At 48.8% G+C, this 20,249-nt stretch carries 22 protein-coding genes, 1 tRNA gene and 2 pseudogenes; 6 read left to right on the plus strand and 19 right to left on the minus strand.

What is annotated here, in order from left to right; genetic code table 11:
• Nucleotides 1-7 precede the first annotated feature (7 nt).
• Nucleotides 8-853 (minus strand): AraC family transcriptional regulator, encoded by an 846-nt coding sequence (locus N7V53_RS14665; RefSeq protein WP_279793790.1) that lies wholly within the window; start codon nucleotides 851-853, stop codon nucleotides 8-10.
• 182 nt (nucleotides 854-1,035) lie between these two features.
• On the opposite strand from N7V53_RS14665, the gene N7V53_RS14670 reads away from it, so the two are divergent.
• Nucleotides 1,036-1,111: transfer RNA gene (locus N7V53_RS14670), tRNA-Phe, on the plus strand.
• Nucleotides 1,112-1,721: 610 nt separating this feature from the next.
• Here N7V53_RS14670 and N7V53_RS14675 read toward each other — a convergent pair.
• Complete coding sequence (locus N7V53_RS14675) at nucleotides 1,722-2,084, minus strand: hypothetical protein (RefSeq protein ID WP_279793791.1); 363 nt, start codon at nucleotides 2,082-2,084, stop codon at nucleotides 1,722-1,724.
• A gap of 342 nt (nucleotides 2,085-2,426) precedes the next feature.
• Nucleotides 2,427-2,759 (minus strand): hypothetical protein, encoded by a 333-nt coding sequence (locus N7V53_RS14680; RefSeq protein WP_279793792.1) that lies wholly within the window; start codon nucleotides 2,757-2,759, stop codon nucleotides 2,427-2,429.
• Nucleotides 2,760-3,349: 590 nt separating this feature from the next.
• On the opposite strand from N7V53_RS14680, the gene N7V53_RS14685 reads away from it, so the two are divergent.
• The gene (locus tag N7V53_RS14685) at nucleotides 3,350-3,667 is read left to right on the plus strand and encodes a hypothetical protein (RefSeq protein ID WP_279793793.1); all 318 of its coding nucleotides are present in this window, start codon (nucleotides 3,350-3,352) and stop codon (nucleotides 3,665-3,667) included.
• Nucleotides 3,668-3,945: 278 nt separating this feature from the next.
• Here N7V53_RS14685 and N7V53_RS14690 read toward each other — a convergent pair whose 3' ends face one another.
• The 14 genes and pseudogenes from N7V53_RS14690 to N7V53_RS14755 form a co-directional block, all read right to left on the minus strand.
• On the minus strand, nucleotides 3,946-4,434 hold the full coding sequence (locus N7V53_RS14690; protein WP_279793794.1) for an SMI1/KNR4 family protein: 489 nt from the start codon (nucleotides 4,432-4,434) through the stop codon (nucleotides 3,946-3,948).
• Nucleotides 4,435-4,528: 94 nt separating this feature from the next.
• Nucleotides 4,529-4,849 (minus strand): hypothetical protein, encoded by a 321-nt coding sequence (locus tag N7V53_RS14695; protein WP_279793795.1) that lies wholly within the window; start codon nucleotides 4,847-4,849, stop codon nucleotides 4,529-4,531.
• 354 nt (nucleotides 4,850-5,203) lie between these two features.
• Nucleotides 5,204-5,494, minus strand: coding sequence for an SMI1/KNR4 family protein (locus N7V53_RS14700; protein WP_279793796.1), 291 nt, complete (start codon nucleotides 5,492-5,494; stop codon nucleotides 5,204-5,206).
• Nucleotides 5,495-5,942: 448 nt separating this feature from the next.
• Nucleotides 5,943-6,272, minus strand: a complete 330-nt coding sequence (locus tag N7V53_RS14705) for a hypothetical protein (protein ID WP_279793797.1) — start codon at nucleotides 6,270-6,272, stop codon at nucleotides 5,943-5,945.
• A gap of 168 nt (nucleotides 6,273-6,440) precedes the next feature.
• Nucleotides 6,441-6,752: a hypothetical protein gene (locus tag N7V53_RS14710; RefSeq protein ID WP_279793798.1), complete on the minus strand. Its 312-nt coding sequence runs from the start codon at nucleotides 6,750-6,752 to the stop codon at nucleotides 6,441-6,443.
• A gap of 458 nt (nucleotides 6,753-7,210) precedes the next feature.
• Nucleotides 7,211-7,801 (minus strand): DUF1629 domain-containing protein, encoded by a 591-nt coding sequence (locus N7V53_RS14715; RefSeq protein ID WP_279793799.1) that lies wholly within the window; start codon nucleotides 7,799-7,801, stop codon nucleotides 7,211-7,213.
• A 589-nt stretch (nucleotides 7,802-8,390) separates the two neighbouring features.
• Nucleotides 8,391-8,828, minus strand: coding sequence for a DUF6756 family protein (locus N7V53_RS14720; protein ID WP_279793800.1), 438 nt, complete (start codon nucleotides 8,826-8,828; stop codon nucleotides 8,391-8,393).
• Between the two features lie 365 nt (nucleotides 8,829-9,193).
• On the minus strand, nucleotides 9,194-9,523 hold the full coding sequence (locus N7V53_RS14725) for a hypothetical protein (RefSeq protein WP_279793801.1): 330 nt from the start codon (nucleotides 9,521-9,523) through the stop codon (nucleotides 9,194-9,196).
• 397 nt (nucleotides 9,524-9,920) lie between these two features.
• Nucleotides 9,921-10,502, minus strand: a pseudogene (locus N7V53_RS14730) (RHS repeat-associated core domain-containing protein); the annotation flags it as partial.
• 259 nt (nucleotides 10,503-10,761) lie between these two features.
• Nucleotides 10,762-11,307: an SMI1/KNR4 family protein gene (locus tag N7V53_RS14735; RefSeq protein ID WP_279793802.1), complete on the minus strand. Its 546-nt coding sequence runs from the start codon at nucleotides 11,305-11,307 to the stop codon at nucleotides 10,762-10,764.
• Nucleotides 11,301-11,684: a hypothetical protein gene (locus tag N7V53_RS14740; RefSeq protein ID WP_279793873.1), complete on the minus strand. Its 384-nt coding sequence runs from the start codon at nucleotides 11,682-11,684 to the stop codon at nucleotides 11,301-11,303. Before N7V53_RS14740 ends, N7V53_RS14735 begins: the two co-directional genes overlap by 7 nt.
• A gap of 9 nt (nucleotides 11,685-11,693) precedes the next feature.
• Nucleotides 11,694-13,813: pseudogene (locus tag N7V53_RS14745) on the minus strand (RHS repeat-associated core domain-containing protein); the annotation flags it as partial.
• A gap of 193 nt (nucleotides 13,814-14,006) precedes the next feature.
• The gene (locus tag N7V53_RS14750; protein WP_279793803.1) at nucleotides 14,007-14,387 is read right to left on the minus strand and encodes a hypothetical protein; all 381 of its coding nucleotides are present in this window, start codon (nucleotides 14,385-14,387) and stop codon (nucleotides 14,007-14,009) included.
• 81 nt (nucleotides 14,388-14,468) lie between these two features.
• Nucleotides 14,469-14,939 carry an ester cyclase gene (locus N7V53_RS14755; RefSeq protein ID WP_279793804.1) on the minus strand — a complete coding sequence of 157 codons (471 nt, stop codon included), beginning with the start codon at nucleotides 14,937-14,939 and terminating at the stop codon, nucleotides 14,469-14,471.
• A gap of 150 nt (nucleotides 14,940-15,089) precedes the next feature.
• Here N7V53_RS14755 and N7V53_RS14760 point away from each other — a divergent pair, with 150 nt between their 5' ends.
• A complete protein-coding gene (locus tag N7V53_RS14760; protein WP_279793805.1) occupies nucleotides 15,090-15,470 on the plus strand; it encodes a helix-turn-helix domain-containing protein in 381 nt (126 codons plus the stop codon).
• A gap of 9 nt (nucleotides 15,471-15,479) precedes the next feature.
• Here the strand turns inward: N7V53_RS14760 and N7V53_RS14765 are convergent, their stop codons facing one another.
• Nucleotides 15,480-15,929: an NUDIX domain-containing protein gene (locus N7V53_RS14765; protein WP_279793806.1), complete on the minus strand. Its 450-nt coding sequence runs from the start codon at nucleotides 15,927-15,929 to the stop codon at nucleotides 15,480-15,482.
• Between the two features lie 140 nt (nucleotides 15,930-16,069).
• Between N7V53_RS14765 and N7V53_RS14770 the strand changes: the two genes are divergently transcribed.
• The 3 genes from N7V53_RS14770 (at nucleotide 16,070) to N7V53_RS14780 (ending at nucleotide 18,583) form a co-directional block, all read left to right on the plus strand.
• Nucleotides 16,070-16,810, plus strand: a complete 741-nt coding sequence (locus tag N7V53_RS14770; RefSeq protein WP_279793807.1) for an SDR family oxidoreductase — start codon at nucleotides 16,070-16,072, stop codon at nucleotides 16,808-16,810.
• A gap of 144 nt (nucleotides 16,811-16,954) precedes the next feature.
• Nucleotides 16,955-17,566 (plus strand): DUF2238 domain-containing protein, encoded by a 612-nt coding sequence (locus tag N7V53_RS14775; RefSeq protein ID WP_279793808.1) that lies wholly within the window; start codon nucleotides 16,955-16,957, stop codon nucleotides 17,564-17,566.
• Between the two features lie 69 nt (nucleotides 17,567-17,635).
• Complete coding sequence (locus N7V53_RS14780; RefSeq protein WP_279793809.1) at nucleotides 17,636-18,583, plus strand: nickel/cobalt transporter; 948 nt, start codon at nucleotides 17,636-17,638, stop codon at nucleotides 18,581-18,583.
• A gap of 38 nt (nucleotides 18,584-18,621) precedes the next feature.
• Here N7V53_RS14780 and proP read toward each other — a convergent pair whose 3' ends face one another.
• The gene (gene proP / locus N7V53_RS14785; protein WP_279793810.1) at nucleotides 18,622-20,124 is read right to left on the minus strand and encodes a glycine betaine/L-proline transporter ProP; all 1,503 of its coding nucleotides are present in this window, start codon (nucleotides 20,122-20,124) and stop codon (nucleotides 18,622-18,624) included.
• Nucleotides 20,125-20,249: the final 125 nt, after the last annotated feature.

Here is a 20,249-nt window from a genome sequence, read left to right on the forward strand (position 1 = left end):
TGTCGCGTTATTTTATGTCATCGTCTGGAAGGTTTGTGCAGAGCCTGCGGTAGTGCGCCGGAGAGAGACGATAAGCGCGCTGGAACCAGCGCCCAAGATGGCTCTGATCGGCAAATCCCACGGCGGCAGCAACATCCGCGGGCAGATCGCCCCGCGCCAGCTGCGCACGCGCGGTGGTCAGGCGCAACTGAACAAGCCAGGCGTGTGGGCTTAAACCGAACTCGCGCTTAAAATAGCGCGTCAGCGTAAAGCGATCGGTGCCGGTTTCGCGCGCCAGGTCCGTTAAGCCAATATTGTCGCCGATATGCGCATGAAGATAATCCCGCGCGCGGTGGGCAATCGCCACGCTCTGGATCTGCGTCGGGATGCGTTTACGCCACTGGCAGTGGTGCGTCAGCTCGCCAAGCAGCGCATCCATCGTCCCCTGCTGGACAATGCGCATCTCGTCGCTGTGCAGCGCAGAGAAGGTTTGCGCAATGGTGCGAATCAGCCGCGGTTCGCGCGCAATAGTGTGGGAAAAGTGCAGCGCATAGCTGGAGGGCACGGCGTCATACAAGCCGCGCAGCGTGGTGTTGAGCCAGCGATCGTCGAGGTAAAAGGTGAGATAGGTAAAGCCGCCCTCTACCGGCGCGTCGCCATCGTGGATCTCGCCCGGCTCGAGTAAAAAGGCGTCGCCTGGTCGGCTATGGTGCCGCTCGCGACGGCAGTGAAACTGCTGAGTGCCAGACAGCGTAATGCCCACCAGATAGCTGTCATGCCAGTGCGGGTCGTACGCATGCCCTTCAAAATGGGCGCGGATGGTCTCAATCCCCGTATCCGCATGCTGTCGCAGCTCAAGCCAGTCTTTAGACATTTCGCCTCCGTATACTATCGAAAAGTAGCATTCATCACCGTAATGTAAAAGTCTGGAAGATTTGTGCAGCCCCCGATTTTCGGCGCGGTTTTGCGCGCTTTGCCGCAAAGTTGAGCAACTGAAAGGGATTTCGGGAAATTTGGTTGACGCCCACGGGCGATTACGGTTTAATGCCGCCCGTTGCCCGGATAGCTCAGTCGGTAGAGCAGGGGATTGAAAATCCCCGTGTCCTTGGTTCGATTCCGAGTCCGGGCACCACTATTTAAAGAACCCGCCCAAAAGGCGGGTTTTTGCTTTTCTGCAACCGGACTCTCCATCGAACTCCGTTCGATTATTCGCCGTCAGCGGCTCACCCCTTCGGGGCCAGCGCGGCAAGCGCGCTGTTCAACGCCTTCGGCGTTAGTCCGAGTCCGGGCACCACTATTTAAAGAACCCAGCCTATGGCTGGGTTTTTGCTTTTCTGCGACCGGACTCTCCATCGAACTTCGTTCGATTATTCGCCGCAAGCGGCTCACCCCTTCGGGGCCAGCGCGACAGGCTGGTCTCCCCACATATGACTTCTACGGATTACAGCTTCACTTCCACCACTTTCATGCCCCGAGATCCCCTGTGCCAGATGCATAAAGTAGCATCTGGGCTAACATGCTTGCGGAACTGCAACCCGGCTTCGTTCTCTTGAAGAATGCTGACGGTCTGTTACCCAAAAAGCGCCTGTTCGTAGGAATGCTTTCTCAGCGCTGATTATCATTAATGGGTATAGGAGTGTACTAATCACCATTGAGGAACTTATTCAAACCACACAGTTAATATTAATTTTTTACTGATTTCGTTTGGCTGACATTTTATCTAATGATACGAATGAGAGGTATCAGCAGGCCGTTTGAAAATAAAATTTTCCACTCTTGAAGCAGTACTCTAACCAGTTACCAGATTCCCTGCTAAATCCTTGCAGTAATAAATAATCTTCATAAGCTTCAATTCCCTGGATAAAATCAAAAAACTCCATCTTATCGGGGGTCAGGTTTACTTCTACAAATGACTCCCTTGGTGCATTGGCAATATAAAGTTTTGCTTCAAAACTGGACCAGTCATAAATAACAAGATCAACATTTTCAATGAATTGCTTTATTAAAATATCATAAATTGATTCGAATTTTATTATAAACTTATTAGCGATTATAGATGTACTTTGCACACGACAATCAGCGGTTTCAATATTTTTGATTTCCATAAAATTCAACAACCTCTTTTATTATCAGCCGCAGGAAATTCAGAATCAGCAATATTACTATTAAGAGCCCATATTTTACCATATTTATCATATAGTTGTGCATACGCATATAATATTAGTTAACTGGCAGTTCAAGCCTTACAGCCGTTGTGCCCCGGTAGGTTAAAAGGTAAGTATAAATTTTTAGCTATCCGCTCCACCAATAGGATCCTGAACGATACACTACACGCCCAGTCTGCAGGCCAATGTCGCGGGAAAGATAGTAGTAAAAGCTGGTTTCGGGCTTTACATATCCAATTTTATAAAAAATGAGCACCTGTAAATACCAGCTTTTTATACCCCTCATTTTTTTGCAAATGGATAAAGGCATTCACTAAATACCTGCTCCATAATGGCATCATCATGTGGTCTGCCACTCTCCTTTTCCATCATCGTTAATTTGCGTGAGATAAACTCCTCATTTATTTCATGGCGTTTACTATAAAATTCTTTTGCCGCCCATCCCAAATCATCGACCTCGATAATTTTAGAAAAAGCAGAGTTGATTAGGGGACTTCCTGCATACATCAACGACTCTGTTTCTTCACATGAAAACTTCAAGTACATAATTGCTTTTTTTAAAGCCACTATTTCTCCCTGGCTTAGATGTAATGCTTTCTCTTTTTCTTCTACCATACCTTTCTCCTCAGGACTTGATTTGCTCAGCTTGAAGTTTATGCCTCCGATCTTATGGCAGATGAGAGACGATGTCAGAAGGATATCCTACCGCGTAAAGCACTCCAGCTTTAATCGATCAACATGAATTTTTTAGAAGGCGGTACAGTTCCCGACTTTATACTTTCGTGAAATTGGGGTTTGCAAACAGTAGAGTGTTCAACTAATGCATTACGCAGAAACTTTGATACATAACTATTATTAATAATTGTTAGACGAGTGCTTTTTTAAAATGCTGCCTGGCCGAAGCTTACCCCTACCGCAGCGCACCGAACCAGAAGAGAATGGAAAGAGTGCGCATCTGATTAAAACCCGGTAGACGTGTTTTGGGCTTTTATACTTTAGGGTTGCGAATTTGCTTAGAAAGCAAGCTCTAATTAACGTAGCATCGGTATGGGAAAACTGAAGCATTCTGTCAGCGAAGATACGTTGAGTTTGATCGCTTCGGTGCGCGATACCTATGATGCGCTGGCTAAGATAAGTACGGATTTTCAGGTTGTTTTCTTTGAGTTAAGATAAAACATATTAATGTTTTGGCTGCAGGAGCACCCATGATCGAGTTTGAAAAAGAGCTTATTGAATCAGGTTTCACTGAAAGGGAATTATGCTATTTCAAAAAGAACATTGATCGACACGGATCATCACTGCAGAGCGTTGTGATGGAGCTTAGCAACCGTTTTAGGGTTATTGTGGGCATCACACTTGGGGCAACGGTGATCTTTATCGCTTTAATCGCCTTTGCTGCAAGGCACAACATCATTTCCGGAGGCGTTTCGCTGGTTATAGGATTGCTAATCGCCTGGTTCTCTCAGCCTCCGGTTATCATGTACAAAGCGTGGCGTTTTCAAACGCAGCGCATCAATCCTTAGTCAAAGCGTTTGGCATCAGGTCACAAACGATTTTGTTGAAATGCCATAGTGCATAACGACTTTATTAGTCTCGCGCGGCTCTTGCGATACAAATCCAGCAGTACCACCGGAAGGATATTCATGCTCTAAGTTTGGGGCGAATGATAAGGTAGATGAAATGTAATAATCATCCTTCCTTTTAGTTGTTAAGTATTCTTTTGATATAAAAACCCTGTAAAGCCTCAGACGTGGATAATTCGACTATGATATCCATACTCCTTTTTTCGTTTACCCCGAGCTCAAGCAAACAACTCCTCCAAAAATTCAGAAAATGAATCAGATATAAATACAACTTCCTTTTCATCCATCAAAAAGACAAAAACCTCTCCGAAAGAATCATCTTCTCTCAATGAGAGCAGAAAAGAATTTCCTCCATAGTCATAAGCAAAGGGCAACATATCTTTTATTTCTACAAATGACTCAAAAAGGTCATAATACAGCCTTTCGATAGGAAGTTTTCCATAGGTAATTGGTACAAACCCACCCAACATAAAAATGTTTCCATCTTCGTAATTCAGAGGATAGCCACCGTTATTTTTAAGATAAAAATTCTTAAAAGATTCCGGAAGTTTATTTTTAAAGAGCTCATTAAATTTACTTATGTCATCTGAAGTCAGTGGTTTCTCAGAATCTGAAAGGTACATTAGAAGTTCTCCGGTGGGTTTGTAGGCACTTTTTAAGGTCGGGTACAAATTCTTTACCTGTTGCAACCACCATTTTCTCGCCACAGATGTCACTTGTAGGGAAAGCAGGCCTCAATGGTGATACACGCAGTTTAAGCATACCTGTACTCAAGGTGGGTGGTGAGGCTATTGAAGGACTTCAAAATTGTATAAAAGCATCATTATCGAAATAGAATTTGAATGCCTGAAAAAGGCTATTTTCGCCTGGAGTACCGAGTTGTTCCTGAGCGTTACAGACTATATCTTCGATAGTGGCATTATCCAGAGATTCAATCCAACCCTCTTGCTTAATCTGCTCTGGAAGATGGTTCTCCGACCCCGGTTCGTAATCACTACTATCAGAAGAGAAAACGCCTTGCGTGTCTAACGACCATTTTTCGCTCTCTGGCGGCAGGAAAAGCCAGCCTTCCGGATTTGTTTGCGGATTTAAGAGTAATTCTCTAATCGAGATTAATGGCATGCTTTCTCCTGGATTTAGTTACTTTGTGCATCTGATTGTAGATGAAGAGCTACCTAAGGAAGCAACATGGTAGTCGCTGCAGGAGTTTAATTAATAACAACCATTAGTATATTGCAAATGCATAAGTTGAGGCTAAGACGTTGATCTCCGGGGGATTATCGTCTGTTTACAGATATAGTCATTAAAGCTGCTTAATAGACGACCGCTCAAATCACTTACAGCGCTGACTGGTTTCACCATTTGCATACTGCCGGTTTACTTGTACGAACTCATAAAAGTTAATATCGCCATTAGACAACAAACATTTATAGTAAACCACGGGCTTATTTACGATTACATTTCAATACATTATCACTACAGATCATCTAATCCTTTTAAGAAAGATGAAAAAGAATCGGCTACGAAATCTAACTCCGCTTCATCCATTAACCATATATAGGTGTTGCCAAAATCCTGATGTCTTGTAGACAATAAAAATAAATTCCCTCCGTAATCATAAACAAATGATATTAATCCTTTTAATTCAGGAAACCCTTCGATGAGATCTTTATAATTTTCCTCAACCAGGACTCGTCCATATTTTATAGATATAAAAGCACTAAAAAATGTAAGGAGTTTTTTCATCTGAAGCAGGAAGATAACCATCGTTGTAGCTCAGGTAATTTTTTACAAAATGCTTAAGCAGAGAAAATTATATTGCTATTCAAGCTATGTTAAGTCCTCTGGTCTAAGGTTTTTTTAAGATTCTTCTAAAAATATGGACATGTTTGATTACTCCTGAATCTTTTTGGATGAATGTATGCTCTACCAATTGCCAGCTTGTACTGACTAACACCGCTTTTTGGCGGCGTAGCCCAATGTGCGTCCTGATACTGCTGCAGACCGCTGTCAGTGACCGGGTCATCGTTGGCGGCCATGTTATCGGCGGTGTCATAGGCAAACGCACTGCTATTACCCTGGCAGGACTCATAATCCTTCAACAGGCGGCCTCCAGTATCATCGCTGTAATTTATATCGCCGTGCCCACTTTAGCGCTACAGATGCTCCAGTATCGCAGGTTCAACAAGAGCTCAAAAAAGCACTATTATTCGCCTTACTTAAACGGATGCATACAACAACGAACATATTCTTTATCAATTAAATTTTCTTCGCTGTCCCTTTCATTAAAACCTTCTTGCCGTTTAATTTTCTTCTCAATAAAATCCTTGGCATCCGGATTTCCTCTGGAATAAAATTTCATTTCACGCTCATATGAATCACTATTAATTAAAAGCTTATCAAAGGCTGAGTTTAATAACTCACTGCCCGAAAAAATTAATGAACTTGTCTCCTCACACTCAAACTTCAAATAAAGTATGGCTTTTTTCAAAGCGTTAATCTCACCTTGATTAAGCTTTACATCTTTTTCAGTTAATTCATCCACAGTATTTACCTTTTCCTGCATCAACTTGTGTATTGGTCATGCCTAAGCGTTACTCATATGAGAAGCCCTTCATTATACCGTAAGGATTCTTCCCTGCATGAATCACGTGCTTATCTTTCAACGACGCTTTGGCAATCCATTCTAAATAAGAAATTGAAATTTCCTTATCTAGATACACGGCCCAATAAAAACCTTGGCTACTATTTTGTGACCTTCATATATAAAGAAATATTCATTCTTTTCCATTCTTTCATGTGGGGCATCTTCCACAAGGAAGTGAACAGTTCCTTCACTTACATACTCATCGTTACCCTGATCTTTCTTTCTTATCGATTGAAATTTGAAAGCAACGCTCCAGGCATTATTCTGCCAATTTGTATCCTCGGGAAATCTCGGCACAGCAAAATAATCGCCGACTAGAGGAGGGGTTTCCCTTCCTCCATCTTGCGCTGATATCCATTCAACTTTGACCTCATACATTGTTTAGCGCCTCTTGGCCTGGACTCGTTTGCTCAATGTGACTTTAACTCTCGGATCATTTAATTGTTCCAGTTCAGCATATCCCGAAGCACCAATTCCATCTAATTTTGGATAAAAATGCATATTTTTTGCTATATTGCCTGAAACATCCACTGAACAACCTGGAATGATTCCCCTCCATGACCCCTTTTGGTTACTTCATCGTCTTGCAGAAAATCAGTCCTACCGCGCTGAATGAGTCCTGTTACGGCAATTTTTTGACGATAGAAACATTGTCTGAATTTCTTTTGCCATTATCTCCAGTAATAAAGAAGAGCGCTACAGACTGACTTGATTCAGGAAGAAATGAATCATATTTCCTACTCTTATTAGCCGGGAAAAGGCTCATCCTTACCCGACAATTTATGTTAATACTTTGCTTATCTTAGTTTTTACAGTGAACTTATTCTTCAATGTATTTAACTTGCCTCACATATAGACCGGCCACCATAGGTCAGATCAATCGCGCGACAGAACTTGATACCCTTCAAGCCAGCATTTAAGATAGCCGATTTCACTTTATCACTAATTACAATTAGATTCGGCTGTTCATTGCACCTAACAATATTAGCTCCACCAGATATTTCGCTCAATATTACTGTATATAGAAACATATAAGTGGGATGATTTGGATCGAAATTAGTCAACTCATATTCGCTTTTAACCATATCGCAACAATCTATCTTTGCTAAAGGGTTTATCACACTAAAACCATCTAAGATCTCGTTTCCATAAATTATTTCAGCGTCAAAAAATTCAACTTCCATTGGTATTTCACTTTCGAGAACATTCTTCAATTGCGGGCTAACCAAGTCTGGACCAGTTGTAGAGATCATATGACAATTTTTTATTTTATTAAAGCTGACTTTATTCTTGGCTTTATATTTTAAGATGCAATCAACACCACCAAGGCTAATACCTTCATTGAATAACGAAAAATCCGTTGATATATTGTGAAGATAATCAACCATGTTATATGTATTCTCTTCCTCTGAAATTATATAATTCATTTTTTCACCTCTGTTCATATTATGCGCATATTGATATAAGTTAAGGCCCCATGCCAGCCTTATAGGATTCAGGAAGATGAAGCGGCCGTTGTGCGGGTCATAGTAGAGGAACATATTGTAATGCAGCCGGTTTCGCTGTCGGCATACCACAGGGGTTGCTGCGCCAACCGTGCGAAGCCGCCAGTCTGGTGGCGGACCTCATAAAAGCTGCCATAATGAATAGCAATTAAGTGCAACAAAAATGATGATGCAGCGTCCCCGAGATTCAGATCGGGAGCTTACATGAAAAGTACTTGACCTGTTAAATTGATTTAAATTTTAATGATTTCATTTTCATTTAACCAGGTTTGTTACTGTTTAGATATAAAGTGTGCTTGCGAATGCTTTGAGGAGGAATTTAATTTTGCCAGGGACTTATTGTTGAATAAAAAGATCTTCCCGGATAGCGTTCTGAAGATTTTAATGTCATGTATTCCTCATATTAAAGTTAACATGTCAATATTTACAATAAAGGCTAATCCATCCAGAAAACCCAATATTAACTTTTTATTATCTCCACATTTATGATCCTCTTGAAATACCTGGTTAATCAGTTGGCTGAACAGACGATAATCTCACTATGATCGTTTTCACAAACTAACCATGACAGTTCTTTAGAAACCACATAATATTCGAAATATCGGCATTGCTCTATAACAAAGACTAACGCGCTGAGAGGTGTCTTGTATAAGTACATTTGTCCATTATCTTCATCAGCCAAGAAGAAAACGTACGAGTTATGAGCTTGAGAAAATTTATTTTCTACGATCTCGGAGATATATTTGTATCCAGCATTATCTTCGTAATGCAAGGTATCAATTTTATTTTCAAGAGATAACCACCAGGCTCGTGGGTTTCCAGAGACATAATTTTTTTTAATCTTTTCAATTATGGCAGTTGCGTTGACCACAACATAGTCATCAATACCTGCTTTACTAAACGCATCCTCAATTTCTGCTCTTAACTCTGAGTTTTGTTCATTCAACATTGGCCTGTTCCTTTCGTATTTGAACGGTGTGGATGTTGGGGGCCTTTATAATGAATGTTTCAACAATTAGCCCCTCCGGCTCTTCTTGCAGAATCAAAATCTGGCTTGTGTTCAACAGTAACAAGACCAAATGGATCGATCCGTGTTAGCGGGTTTATCGCATATTAATAAAGATCCAGCCCCCAGCCAACCCTATCGGATACTGAATTATGAATCATCCGGCCTGTGGGTTTTAATAGCGAAACAGATTATAGTGCAGTCCGGCTGCTGATACGCCATTGCTATGCTTTTCGCAAGCATTAAAAAGAGTAAATTATTAAAATTGGGGGAATTTAACAACCCCCGACTCAAATAAATTAAATCACTTAATATAGTTCCCGATACCCTTGACCTGTTGGATATTTTGTAAAAAAAGAAATCTCTTTTTTATCTTTTATAACAATGCAAAACATCCTTTGCTTTGCATTTTTTAGCCTAAGGTCATAACTTTGTATTTTCTCTTCCACTTCATCTGAAATTGATAAAGCCATCGCACTCACAATTTCATCATAATCCAGAATAAGATCGTACAAAGCATCAGGGAATTTAAACTCCAATATAGTCCCTTCATGGAAATAGTCTATGTTGCTATGTTTTTCGTAATTAATTGTTGCGTATATTTCATTGGTCTTATGAGAAATAACATAATCGAACATTCTACACCCCGCAATTTTTGAACTTACTGGAAAGCTTTCCTTTATTAGCACTAAATCCATCGAATCCGTCAGGATGGATTAACCTTGCATGATTTTGCCCCAAAGCTCCTTTTGAAGATGGATCATGAATAACCTCAAAACCAACTTTCCTGAGTTCTTCAGCATCAACCTCTCCAGCACTAACTGCGGGACGATTTGGAAATGCATCATTCCATATTTTCACAGCCCCATCTGCACTATCAGCTCTGATAACAGATACGCCTGGGGTATTTAATTTACCTTTGTTGATGGCATCAATTTCCCGCGGATTAAAATCGAAGTTATAAGGGCCATCAAAAGTAATTCTGTAAACTTTAGTTCCATCAGGAAGTGGAGCGCCTTTAACAAGAGACGTTTCAGTCAATCCTAGCAGATCAATATAACTTAAAGGATTGGGCGCATAGGTATATAAGTTCAGCCCACCACTTAACCCTATCGGGTCCTGAACGGTGAACCGTCCGGTCTGTGGGTCGTAATAGCGGAACAGGTTGTAGTGCAGCCCGGTTTCGCTGTCTGCATACTGCCCGGCATAGCGCAGGGGCTGGTGCGCCAGCGCGGTGCTCTGCTCCAGCCGCGTGAAGCCGTCTGTCTGATGCCGAACTTCGCCGAAGCTGCCGTACTGACCGCTCCATCGGAGGCTGCCTTCTTCATCTGTCATTTCCAGCGGCGCGCCGTTCAGGTCGGTACTGAACCAGAATATCTCTCCGGTCCTGTCCTCCCGCAGATGCTCACTCCGTGCCAGCGGGCTCCAGGCCTCGTTCGGGTCGTAAATATACGTGCTGCACTGCCCGCCTTGATGCTGCTCCTGCAAGAGAAAACGCGTTTCACTGATGCCGTGTCCGGTGGTGACCGTCTTGCAGATGCGCCTGCCGAGCGCGTCATAATCATAGTGTGCTTCAAAGCGTCCCTGCGGCCCCGTTCAGCGGGCAAGTAGGGTGCGTGCAGCTGCACAGGAAATGGTGTTAACGCCATTAACTATAATGATAGTGCCACTAAGCACGCCCAGCGGAGTCATGGTGGTCATCATCATAATCCCGTCGTAGATAGCCACGCTGCCACTGCAGATTTGATGTAGCCGTTGATTTCGTTCTCCTCCCTGACGACTGTTATTTCAGCACGAAGTTTTGCATAGCTTGGTTTCAGCGCGCGGAATTGCTTAAGGAGGCTGTCATTTTCTGCATGAAGCGTTTTAGTGAACCTTAAAAATACAGATCAACTTTAACCACACCTGACATATCTACTTCTTCATCCCGGGATTCAAGCAATCCAATAAATTCTTCAAAAGTATTTGCTACCTTGGTCATGCCAGAAACAACTTCCGCATAATTGAAGACAGGATCGGCCTCGTGATCCCAGTACCAGACCTGCCCGAACAGGGCTCCTTTGAGGCAAATACAAATCTGGTTATCCCCCGCCGAAGCTCCTATAGGAAGCCATTGGTCATGCAAATCTTCCCGGTAGGTATCTAAGGCTTCAAAAACCGTATATTCATTACTACCTTTACAAAGACCGTATAAGGACTCTAGTGAATCAAAGCCTTTGCTGTCTGCCAAGGGCGAGGCTTGTCGTGCTCTGAAAACAACCGTCACATTGAACAGTATAGACGTACCAAAATGCAGCAAAAAGTCTTTATAGTTGGCAGGGAGTTTAGTCGTAGCACTCTCAAGCGTATTGACGTTTTGCCTCAATACATCCTTCGATAAGGATGTTGGCACTGGTCCGAAGCTTTCTAACTTTCTTAGCATCTTCCGGTTCTCCTCATATCTGATGCGGAGCCTATATGTGGCACGTTGCCATGAAGGTCTCCCGGAACGAGAATTATAGTATTTGTGCTCAGATGATGTGGGGTAAGTCCTTTTTCCCGCAATAAATTCTGGGCTGCTTTCTGAGTAATGCCTTTTTGTACAGCAATAGCGCTATAACCTTTTGCAAAATCTTTATCCGTTCCATTTAGCACTCCATCCTCAAAAGTAATCCTACCCTTTGACCAGGTAGAAAAATCTGGTCTTCCATTACTAAATGGAATTGGTTGATTCGAAGTTACTGCATTCACCTTTTCATTATATGAGTACCAGTTACTTTCTCCTGGTACACCATCCCAGTGACCATTGGTTCTTGGCAACCGGGAACCCGCCAATCCCAATGGATCTATCCATTCCAGCGGGTTCGGCGCATACTGGTACAGGTTCCAGCCGCCATTTAACCCAATTGGGTCCGGAACGGTAAACCGTCCGGTCTGTGGGTCGTAATAACGGAAAAGGTTGTAGTGCAGGCCGGTTTCGCTGTCTGCATACTGCCCGGCATAGCGCAGGGGCTGGTGTGCCAGCGCGGTGCTCTGCGCCAGCTTCGTGAAGCCGTCCGTCTGGTGTGGGTCACTTCCCGGTGCAGACGGTCGCGGGTGAATTCAGTGGGCAGCTGCGAACCGAAGCGGATGGCACCGACGTGGCCGGAGCCATAGTGCAGCCAGGAGAGCGGCTGCCCGCCGGGGAGCGTCATATTTGTCAGATTGCCCAGCGCATCCCATTCATAGCTGAGTTCGCCGTTAACACCAGACTCATTTACCAGACGACCCGCCGCATCGCGGGTAAAGGCGATGTCATCGGCTTCAATGCCCAGGGCAACACCTTCAGCCGTCGGGGTGCGCCGGATACGGGTGAGCTGGCCGTTCAGGTCGTGGTCATAGCGGTACTCCGCATGGCGCGTAGTACGCCCGGTAAGCAGGCCACTTTCATCGTAACTGAAGGTTCGTATACGCCGGGCGATGCCGCCATCGACGGCAGGCCTGCCATTTTCATGCAGTTCGCTGAGGAAGCCACGGCTGTCCCATATCATCTGGCGCGACGTGTCGTCCGGGCGGATTTCGCTGAGCGGACGGCCTGCGGCGTCGTATGTAAAGCGGTATTCGCCGCCGTTGCCGTTTTCGAGTCTGAGCAGGTTGCCGCGCGGGTCGTAATGCCAGCGTCGGGTGCGTCCGATGCGGTCGGTGATGCTCACCGGCAGGCCGAGCGGATTATAGTCCCAGCGTACCTCGCTCTCCAGCGGGTCGCGCCACGCGGCAAGCTGACCGCGTGCGTTCCACTGTAATGTTTCGCGGCTGCCGTCCGGGCGGATAACGGCAGAAAGTTGTCCCGCGTTATTCCATTCTCGCCGTGTAATGTTCCCTTCGGCGTCTTCGCTGCTCAGGAGCTGACCGAACCTGTCATAGCTGAAACGCGAGACACTGCCGGAGCAGTCGGTGCGGCCTGTCAGCAGTCCCTGACGGTTCAATGCCAGCCGCACCACCCCGCCTGTCGCATCGGTGATGCTGTCCGGTAAAGGTTCTTCATCATCCGGGTAGTGATAAGTGGTCCGGCTGCCTGCGGCGTCGGTTTCCGAAATCAGTCGTCCCTGCAGGTCATACAGGCTCTGTTCAGCTGTTCCGTCAGGGTAAACAGTGCGCGTGAGGCGATCGGTGAGGCGGTACCAATAATATTCTGTCCGCCGCCCTGCCGGGTCCGTCTCCTGGACCATGCGCCCGTACCTGTCCCACCAGCTCTGGCGCAGGGCACTGCCCAGCAGGATGACATCACACAGCTCGCCGTCTCGGTAAATAAAGGTGGTCTTCCGGCCATCGAAGTCGGTGAAGGCGGCGACGTTATCATCGTCATCAACCAGCCAGTGCGCCTGCGCCCCGTCATCACGGATGGCCCGGCGGGTGCCATTGTCAAAATCATACTCAAAAGTTAACTGCTCACTGCCGCTGTGGCGGAAAGCCGTGACGCGCGGCAGACCGGCAATCTTCTGCCAGCGGTATTCGCTCACCAGGCCGTTTGCATCCTCGTGGGCGCGCATCAGGCCATCTTGCCCGCTGAAACGCCTGCGCACGCTACCGCCCCGCCCGGTCACTGAGACCAGCTGGCGCTGTTCGTCATAAGCATAACTGATCAGGCAGATGTCAGCATCCAGCCAGGCACCGGCGATCCTGTCGCCATCATAGCGGCAGACCACGCGCTGCCCGGCGCTGTCCGTCAGGTCATGCAGGGTGAAGTTATCGTTCCACTCGAAGAGGATATCGTTGCCGCAGGGTCCGGAGATGCGCTGCAGCAGGGAGGGTTTATCGCACTCAAGCGGGGCGTAGTGCCGGTGCTCGCCGCTGATGTCATACACCGACCAGGTATCGTCCTGATGGTGCTCCAGCCAGCGTTTTTCCGCTTCGCAGTAGGTCCAGTACCCCTTCGGCACCTGCGGGAAGGAGATATAATCCCTGGTCGGGTTGGCTGGCTGGCTGGCTGGCGTAGCCTTCCATTTTTAATGACTGGCGCTTTGAAAGAGCGGCTTTAGAAGAGAAGCATTTCTTTCCGCTTACCTTATTAAGTGGACGCTAACACCATAAATTTATGGTTTTGGCGTTCACTTAGACTTTCATTATATTTATGTGGACACGAAACCCACATAAATATGGCTCTTACGTCCACTTATGAATCGCACACCTGCTCTGCAAAAGATGATGAAATGGGATAAACAGGGGCGTTACGTCTTTACCCTGGCCGATCTCACCAAAATTTTTGCTGAAGACAGTCCTGAAGCGCTTCAGCCATTTGCCGCTCAGGTTGAGGCAAGGCGTGCTGGTATCGCCCTGATTGGGGGCATAGCCGACGGTGTAACGGCGTTCGGTTTTGGGGAATGGGTGAGTCTGGGTAGGGATCGTAGCCATAAGGGCAGACTCCGATGAGTAATGATTATTACCGTCACCAGAGGTTCCAATCCCGGCATCTGATTTTGCAGGTGCCGGTGAAAAATAGCGCTGATGCCCAAAGCCGACAAGCGGTTTTACTTCTTCCTGCAAAACAAAGTGTTATTCCGGAATTTGCCTCGCAAAATGGGTGTTCTTCCCCTGCCCTCGTTTGCACGCAGCCGGGATCGCTCTTCAGAACATCGTGTTGGCGTTGGCGGACTTCTCCGGCACCGACTGAATGATGTCCCAGTGTTCAACAATTTTCCCGTTGCTCACACGGAAGATATCCAGTACCGCCTGGCCGCGATCTTTACTGTCATTGGTCGAGTGAACCTGCAACCAGACTAAATCGCCGTCGGCGGCGCTACGCACAATCCGCGCGGCAGAGTGCGGGTTCTCCTTGAAGAAACCGGTGAAGTAATTCACAAACGGCGCTTTGCCGTCCGGCACATCGGGGTTGTGCTGGCGGTAATGCTCATCAACCACCTTCGCGGCCTCTTTTACCTCGTGGCGGTTGAAGAACTTATCATAAAAATCAATTACCAGCTGTCGGTTAGCCTCTTCTGTCGCCACATTGCGCGCATTTGCCGCAGGGGCCGCCACAGCACTGCCAGAAGTGATGAGAACTGCCGTTAACAGCGCACCGCTAATAAACTTTTTCATTGTGCTCTCCTTTAGTACATTACCTTTGGTCACAAAAATAGACCGTTGAAAACGCGGATGGTACATTGCCCGCAAAACCTCAACAAGAGGTCAAAATTCAGGTACTTAGTCACACGAAGCTGACTATTGGCGGCAAAAGAGAGATAACGAATGAGTGACAACGACCAGAATGATATCGCCGAGTTTGGGCAGCCCTGCCCGATCCGCGATGTGCTTAATCAAATCGGCGATCAGTGGAGCCTGCTGATTCTGGAAGCGCTGGCGGAACGCACGCTGCGCTTTAATGAACTGAACCGGGAAATTGGCGATATCTCCCGCCAGATGCTCTCCCGCACGCTAAAACGTCTTGAAACAGACGGTTACGTCAGCCGCACCGTTTATGCGGAAGTGCCGCCGCGCGTGGAGTACACCTTAACGCCGCTGGGGAGATCGTTTCTGGAACCGATGCAGAAACTTATTCAGTGGGCGGATGAAAATCATGCTGATATCTGCCGTTCCCGCCGACGCCAGCATGAACAGCAGCAGGAGTAGGCGCAGAGGCTATCTCCTGCTCTCCCAGCCATACTCCGAGTAGTGTTGACCAACATTGATAGCCTCCAGCGCCTGGCGCACATAAGGAATGGTCTGCTCCGGCAAGGCCGCAAGCCTTTGCCAGCCCATCTCACTGTGTTTTTCCGGCTCGGCGAGAAAAGGCGTGCCCTGCCACTGGCGGCAGATAAAATAGTGCCCCATCCAGGAGCGATCTTCTGTCCACACATGCATGGTATGCGCCAGCTGCATATCGCCGGCAGCCGCTTCAACGCCGGTTTCCTCCCGCAGCTCTCTGGCGGCAGCAGCCGCAAGGGTTTCACCCAACTCAAGGCCACCTGCGGGCAAACTATAATTCCCATCCATCCAGCCGGTCTGCGATCGACGCAGCATCAGGAGGTCATCTCCGCGCAATAGCAGCACAAACAGGGCAATCGAAAGGTGGTAGCGCTCTCTGCTCATCGTGTCATGATCCATAAATGAAGTACTGATTTTTTATACAGCCATTTACCGCAGAAATGGAACTACCATTTTTCGTCTCGAAACGGCTGGCGCGGTTGCGTAAGGTAAACGTCCATTTCAGGAACCAACAGGGGCTATTTATGAGCAGATTTAAAGGCAAACGCGTGCTGATCACCGGTGGCACCAGCGGAATGGGGCTAGCGGGTGCACAGCGCATCGTCAGCGAGGGGGGCGAGGTCGCCATCACCGGGCTGAACGAAACGCGCCTGGCTGAGGCCCGCAAGCTGCTGCCCGCCTCATCGCTGATCCTGAAAAGCGATGCTGCCAGCGAAGCAGATATCGAGTCGCTGGCAACGGCGATTAGTCAGTGGGGATCCCTCGACGGCCTGTGGCTGAACGCCGGTTATGCCGAAGTTGGCGCGCCGGAATCGGTCACCGCCGAGAGCTTTAACCGCATGATGAATGCCAACGTGCGCGGCCCAATGCTCCAGTTGGCAGCGCTTTCTGGCGCATTAAACTCCGGCGCGTCAGTGCTGGTCACCGCCTCCTCTTCCGTCTACGAAGGCGCGGCGATGACCAGCCTTTATGCCGCCACCAAAGGCGCGGTCGTTGCGATGGTCAAGAGCTGGGCCAGTGCGCTGGCACCGCGCGATATCCGCGCTAACACGCTGGTGCCGGGGCCGATAGAGACCAACTTCAGGCACTTTATGCCCGAAGAGTCGCGCCAGCAGTTTGAGGATTTTGTGGTAAGCCAGGTACCGCTCAGACGCGCAGGCAGTGCACAGGAAGCCGCCGCCGTCGCACTCTTTTTGCTCTCGGATGATGCGTCATACGTCACCGGCAGCCAGTACGCGGTGGATGGCGGGCTGGTGCATTACTGATTCGATAAGTGCCTTAACGTGCTGAAAAATTGGATCCGCTGTTAAGGCGGATTTTTTTCATCATCGTCACCCGTTCTCAACCATTTGTCTTTTCCCCCTTTTCAGCCGATAGTCTCTTTCCCTGTTACCGAAACGGACATTCGTATGCTCAAGAGCGTTAACCGCCCTGCGCTGTACGGCGCAGCGCTGATCCTGTTACTGATCCTTATCTATACCGGTCTCTTTACCCATGACCGCGCCACCTGGCTGATGGAAGTGATCCCGGTGATGATCGTGGTGCCGCTGCTGCTCGTTACCTGGCGGCGCTATCCGCTGACTGCCCTGCTTTACACGCTGATTTTCTTCCACGCCATCATCCTGATGGTTGGCGGGATGTACACCTATGCGAAAGTGCCGATCGGCTTTGATGTGCAGCACCTGTTCAACCTTAGCCGCAACCCATACGACAAACTTGGCCACTTCTTTCAGGGACTGGTTCCGGCGCTGGCGGCGCGGGAGATTTTACTGCGCGGGCAGTACGTGCGCGGTGGCAAGATGCTCGACTTTATCGTCTGCTGTATTGCCCTTGCTATCAGCGCCACCTATGAATTGATTGAGTGGTGGGCCGCGCTGGCAATGGGCCAGGGTGCGGATGACTTCCTCGGTACGCAGGGCGATCCGTGGGATACCCAGTCGGATATGCTCTGCGCCCTGCTCGGCGCGCTGACCACCGTGCTGCTGCTCGGGCGCTGGCACAAACGCCAACTCAATCTCTGACCCCAAACTGGAGCCCGCACCCAACGACACCTATACTGCGGGCTATCCCTTCTTAATCGCTGAACGCCTATGACGACGCAACTTCTCACCCGCGACTGGCGCCTGCCAGCGGCGCTTACGCTGCTGGCGGCAGGGCTGGCCGCCGCTTTCGCGCTGCACACGCACTGGGGCGCTTTTTTGCAGTGGTGCCTGGCGGCGCAAATCACTCTTCATCGCTACCTGGTGATGTACTTGCTGCAACTCAATAATCATCAGTACAGCGGCGGGCTGTGGCTGCTGACCGGGGCGTTCTTCTACGGCGTACTACACGCTATCGGGCCGGGGCATGGCAAATTTATTGTCGCCACCTATCTCAGCACCAATAAAGAGAGCGAGGCCGCCGCGCGCGTGGTTCCGCTGCTCGGCAGCCTGATGCAGGGCGTCAGCGCGATCCTGTTTGTCTTTATCCTCGCGGTCGGGTTTAACCTCGCCTCGGGCGATCTCAGCGAAAGCCGCTGGTATGTCGAGAAGGTCAGCGCGGTGCTGATTGGCGGCTTTGGGGCCTATATCATCTGGCGTGCGGTGAAGAGCCTGCGACCGCGCGCGCTGCGCATCCGCTCCCTGACACATGTTCACGGCGCGCAGTGCGGCTGCGGCCATCACGGCGTGGATGTGTCGACGCAGGGCGACTGGAAAACTCGGCTGGGGGTGATCCTGGCGATTGGCGCGCGGCCGTGCAGCGGAGCCATTATGATTTTGCTCTTCTCGAATGCGCTCGGCATTGTCACGTGGGGAATGGCGGCGGTGATGACCATGGCCTTCGGCACAGCGCTCTCGATCATGGGGCTGTCGCTGGCGGTGCGTTATGCGCGTAACCGCACGGCAGCCTTTTTTGGCAGTGAGTCAGGTCGCTTACGCTGGCTGGTTCCGGGGCTTAAAATCGCGGGTGGCGTGGCGCTGATGCTCTTTGCGCTGGTGCTGTTTTTAACGGTGATCCCGGTGAGTGCAAACGGGGATTATATTGCGGCAGGGTGTTAAAAAAACCCGGAGGGCAGCGCCTTCCGGGTTTTATTTAGTTACTCGTCAATCTTCGGATGCTGCTGCACCAGGCGGGAGCGTTTCTCCTGCAACTGGGCAATCTCTTCATCCAGATCTTCGATTTTCTGTTCGATGTTGTCGTGATGTTCTTGCAGAATTTCACGCGCTTCCTGCATATCCGACGCTGCCGGGGTTGCCCCTTTCAGCGGCAGGTTCGCCGTCTCTTTCATCGTCAGGCCGGTAATCAGGCCAATCACCGCGATCACCATCAGGTAGTACGCCGGCATCATCAGATTCGTTGAGGTCTCCACCAGCCAGGCGGTCAGCGTTGGCGTCAGACCCGCAATCAGGATGGAGATGTTAAAGGCGCTGGCGAGCGCGCTGTAACGGATATGCGTCGGGAACATCGCTGGCAAGGTGGAAGCCATCACGCCGGTGAAGCAGTTAAGGATCACCGCCAGCAGCAGCAGGCCCGCGAAAATCATGCCGGTCACACCGCTGTTGATCATGCTGAATGTCGGAATCGCCAGCGCCAGCAGCGCGATACTGCCGATCAGCACAAACGGGCGGCGGCCGAAGCGGTCACTCAACAGCCCCATCACCGGCTGCACAAACAGCATGCCGATCATAATGGCGATGATAATCAGCACCCCATGATCTTCCGAGTAGTGCAGGTTATGCGACAGGTAGCTCGGCATATAGGTCAGCAGCATGTAGTAGGTGACGTTGGTGGAGATCACCAGACCAATACAGGTCAGCAGGCTGCGCCAGTGTTTGCTGGCAATCTCTTTAAAGGAGACGCGCGGCCCTTCCTGCAACCCTTCGCGGTCGCCCTGCTCGAGCTTATCGACATGCTGCTGGAACGCCGGAGTCTCTTCCAGCGCATGACGCAGGTAGAGGCCAATCAGGCCCAGCGGCAGCGCCAGGAAGAACGGAATACGCCAGCCCCAGTCGAGGAAGTTCTGCTCGCCGACAATCGTCGACAGCAACACCACCACGCCCGCGCCGAGAACAAACCCGGCGATGGAGCCGAAGTCCAGCCAGCTGCCCATAAAGCCGCGTTTACGGTCCGGGGAGTACTCGGCCACGAAGATCGATGCGCCGGTATACTCGCCGCCGACGGAGAAGCCCTGCGCCATCTTACATAACAGCAGCAGAATCGGTGCCCAGATACCGATCGACTCATACGAAGGTATAAGCCCGATAGCAAAGGTACTGACGGACATGATCACTATCGTGATCGCGAGGATTTTTTGCCGTCCATATTTATCCCCCAGCATGCCGAAGAAGAGGCCGCCAAGTGGACGAATCAGGAATGGAACGGAGAAGGTCCCGAGCGCGGCTATCATCTGCACGCTGGGATCTGCATCGGGGAAGAACACTTTGCCAAGAGCGTAGGCCACAAAGCCATAAACACCGAAATCGAACCACTCCATCGCGTTACCTAACGACGCGGCGGTGATGGCTTTACGCAGTTTCGCGTCGTCAATAATCGTGACGTCGCGTAGCGTTATCGGTTTGATTTTTTTCCTTTTTAACATCTCTGTTTTCCTCTTAAGACTCTCGCCCTGTATCGCCCGTTTACCCATCCGTGGCAGGCGTTTTTTATCGGCCTTACGGCCATTCTTTCAAGCGTAGCAGGTTTACTTACACTAACTGTTCAAAG

This window comes from Kosakonia sp. HypNH10, from assembly GCF_029850615.1.
GTDB classification, from domain to species: Bacteria; Pseudomonadota; Gammaproteobacteria; order Enterobacterales; family Enterobacteriaceae; genus Kosakonia; species Kosakonia cowanii.

Excerpts from the sequence above, each read along its gene's own strand:
- N7V53_RS14665 (WP_279793790.1), bottom strand. The coding sequence starts at position 853 with ATGTCTAAAGACTGGCTTGAGCTGCGACAGCATGCGGATACGGGGATT.
- N7V53_RS14675 (WP_279793791.1), bottom strand. The coding sequence starts at position 2,084 with ATGGAAATCAAAAATATTGAAACCGCTGATTGTCGTGTGCAAAGTACA.
- N7V53_RS14680 (WP_279793792.1), bottom strand. The coding sequence starts at position 2,759 with ATGGTAGAAGAAAAAGAGAAAGCATTACATCTAAGCCAGGGAGAAATA.
- N7V53_RS14685 (WP_279793793.1), top strand. The coding sequence starts at position 3,350 with ATGATCGAGTTTGAAAAAGAGCTTATTGAATCAGGTTTCACTGAAAGG.
- N7V53_RS14695 (WP_279793795.1), bottom strand. The coding sequence starts at position 4,849 with ATGCCATTAATCTCGATTAGAGAATTACTCTTAAATCCGCAAACAAAT.
- N7V53_RS14700 (WP_279793796.1), bottom strand. The coding sequence starts at position 5,494 with ATGGTTATCTTCCTGCTTCAGATGAAAAAACTCCTTACATTTTTTAGT.
- N7V53_RS14710 (WP_279793798.1), bottom strand. The coding sequence starts at position 6,752 with ATGTATGAGGTCAAAGTTGAATGGATATCAGCGCAAGATGGAGGAAGG.
- N7V53_RS14715 (WP_279793799.1), bottom strand. The coding sequence starts at position 7,801 with ATGAATTATATAATTTCAGAGGAAGAGAATACATATAACATGGTTGAT.
- N7V53_RS14720 (WP_279793800.1), bottom strand. The coding sequence starts at position 8,828 with ATGTTGAATGAACAAAACTCAGAGTTAAGAGCAGAAATTGAGGATGCG.
- N7V53_RS14725 (WP_279793801.1), bottom strand. The coding sequence starts at position 9,523 with ATGTTCGATTATGTTATTTCTCATAAGACCAATGAAATATACGCAACA.
- N7V53_RS14735 (WP_279793802.1), bottom strand. The coding sequence starts at position 11,307 with ATGCTAAGAAAGTTAGAAAGCTTCGGACCAGTGCCAACATCCTTATCG.
- N7V53_RS14755 (WP_279793804.1), bottom strand. The coding sequence starts at position 14,939 with ATGAAAAAGTTTATTAGCGGTGCGCTGTTAACGGCAGTTCTCATCACT.
- N7V53_RS14760 (WP_279793805.1), top strand. The coding sequence starts at position 15,090 with ATGAGTGACAACGACCAGAATGATATCGCCGAGTTTGGGCAGCCCTGC.
- N7V53_RS14765 (WP_279793806.1), bottom strand. The coding sequence starts at position 15,929 with ATGAGCAGAGAGCGCTACCACCTTTCGATTGCCCTGTTTGTGCTGCTA.
- N7V53_RS14770 (WP_279793807.1), top strand. The coding sequence starts at position 16,070 with ATGAGCAGATTTAAAGGCAAACGCGTGCTGATCACCGGTGGCACCAGC.
- N7V53_RS14775 (WP_279793808.1), top strand. The coding sequence starts at position 16,955 with ATGCTCAAGAGCGTTAACCGCCCTGCGCTGTACGGCGCAGCGCTGATC.
- N7V53_RS14780 (WP_279793809.1), top strand. The coding sequence starts at position 17,636 with ATGACGACGCAACTTCTCACCCGCGACTGGCGCCTGCCAGCGGCGCTT.
- proP (WP_279793810.1), bottom strand. The coding sequence starts at position 20,124 with ATGTTAAAAAGGAAAAAAATCAAACCGATAACGCTACGCGACGTCACG.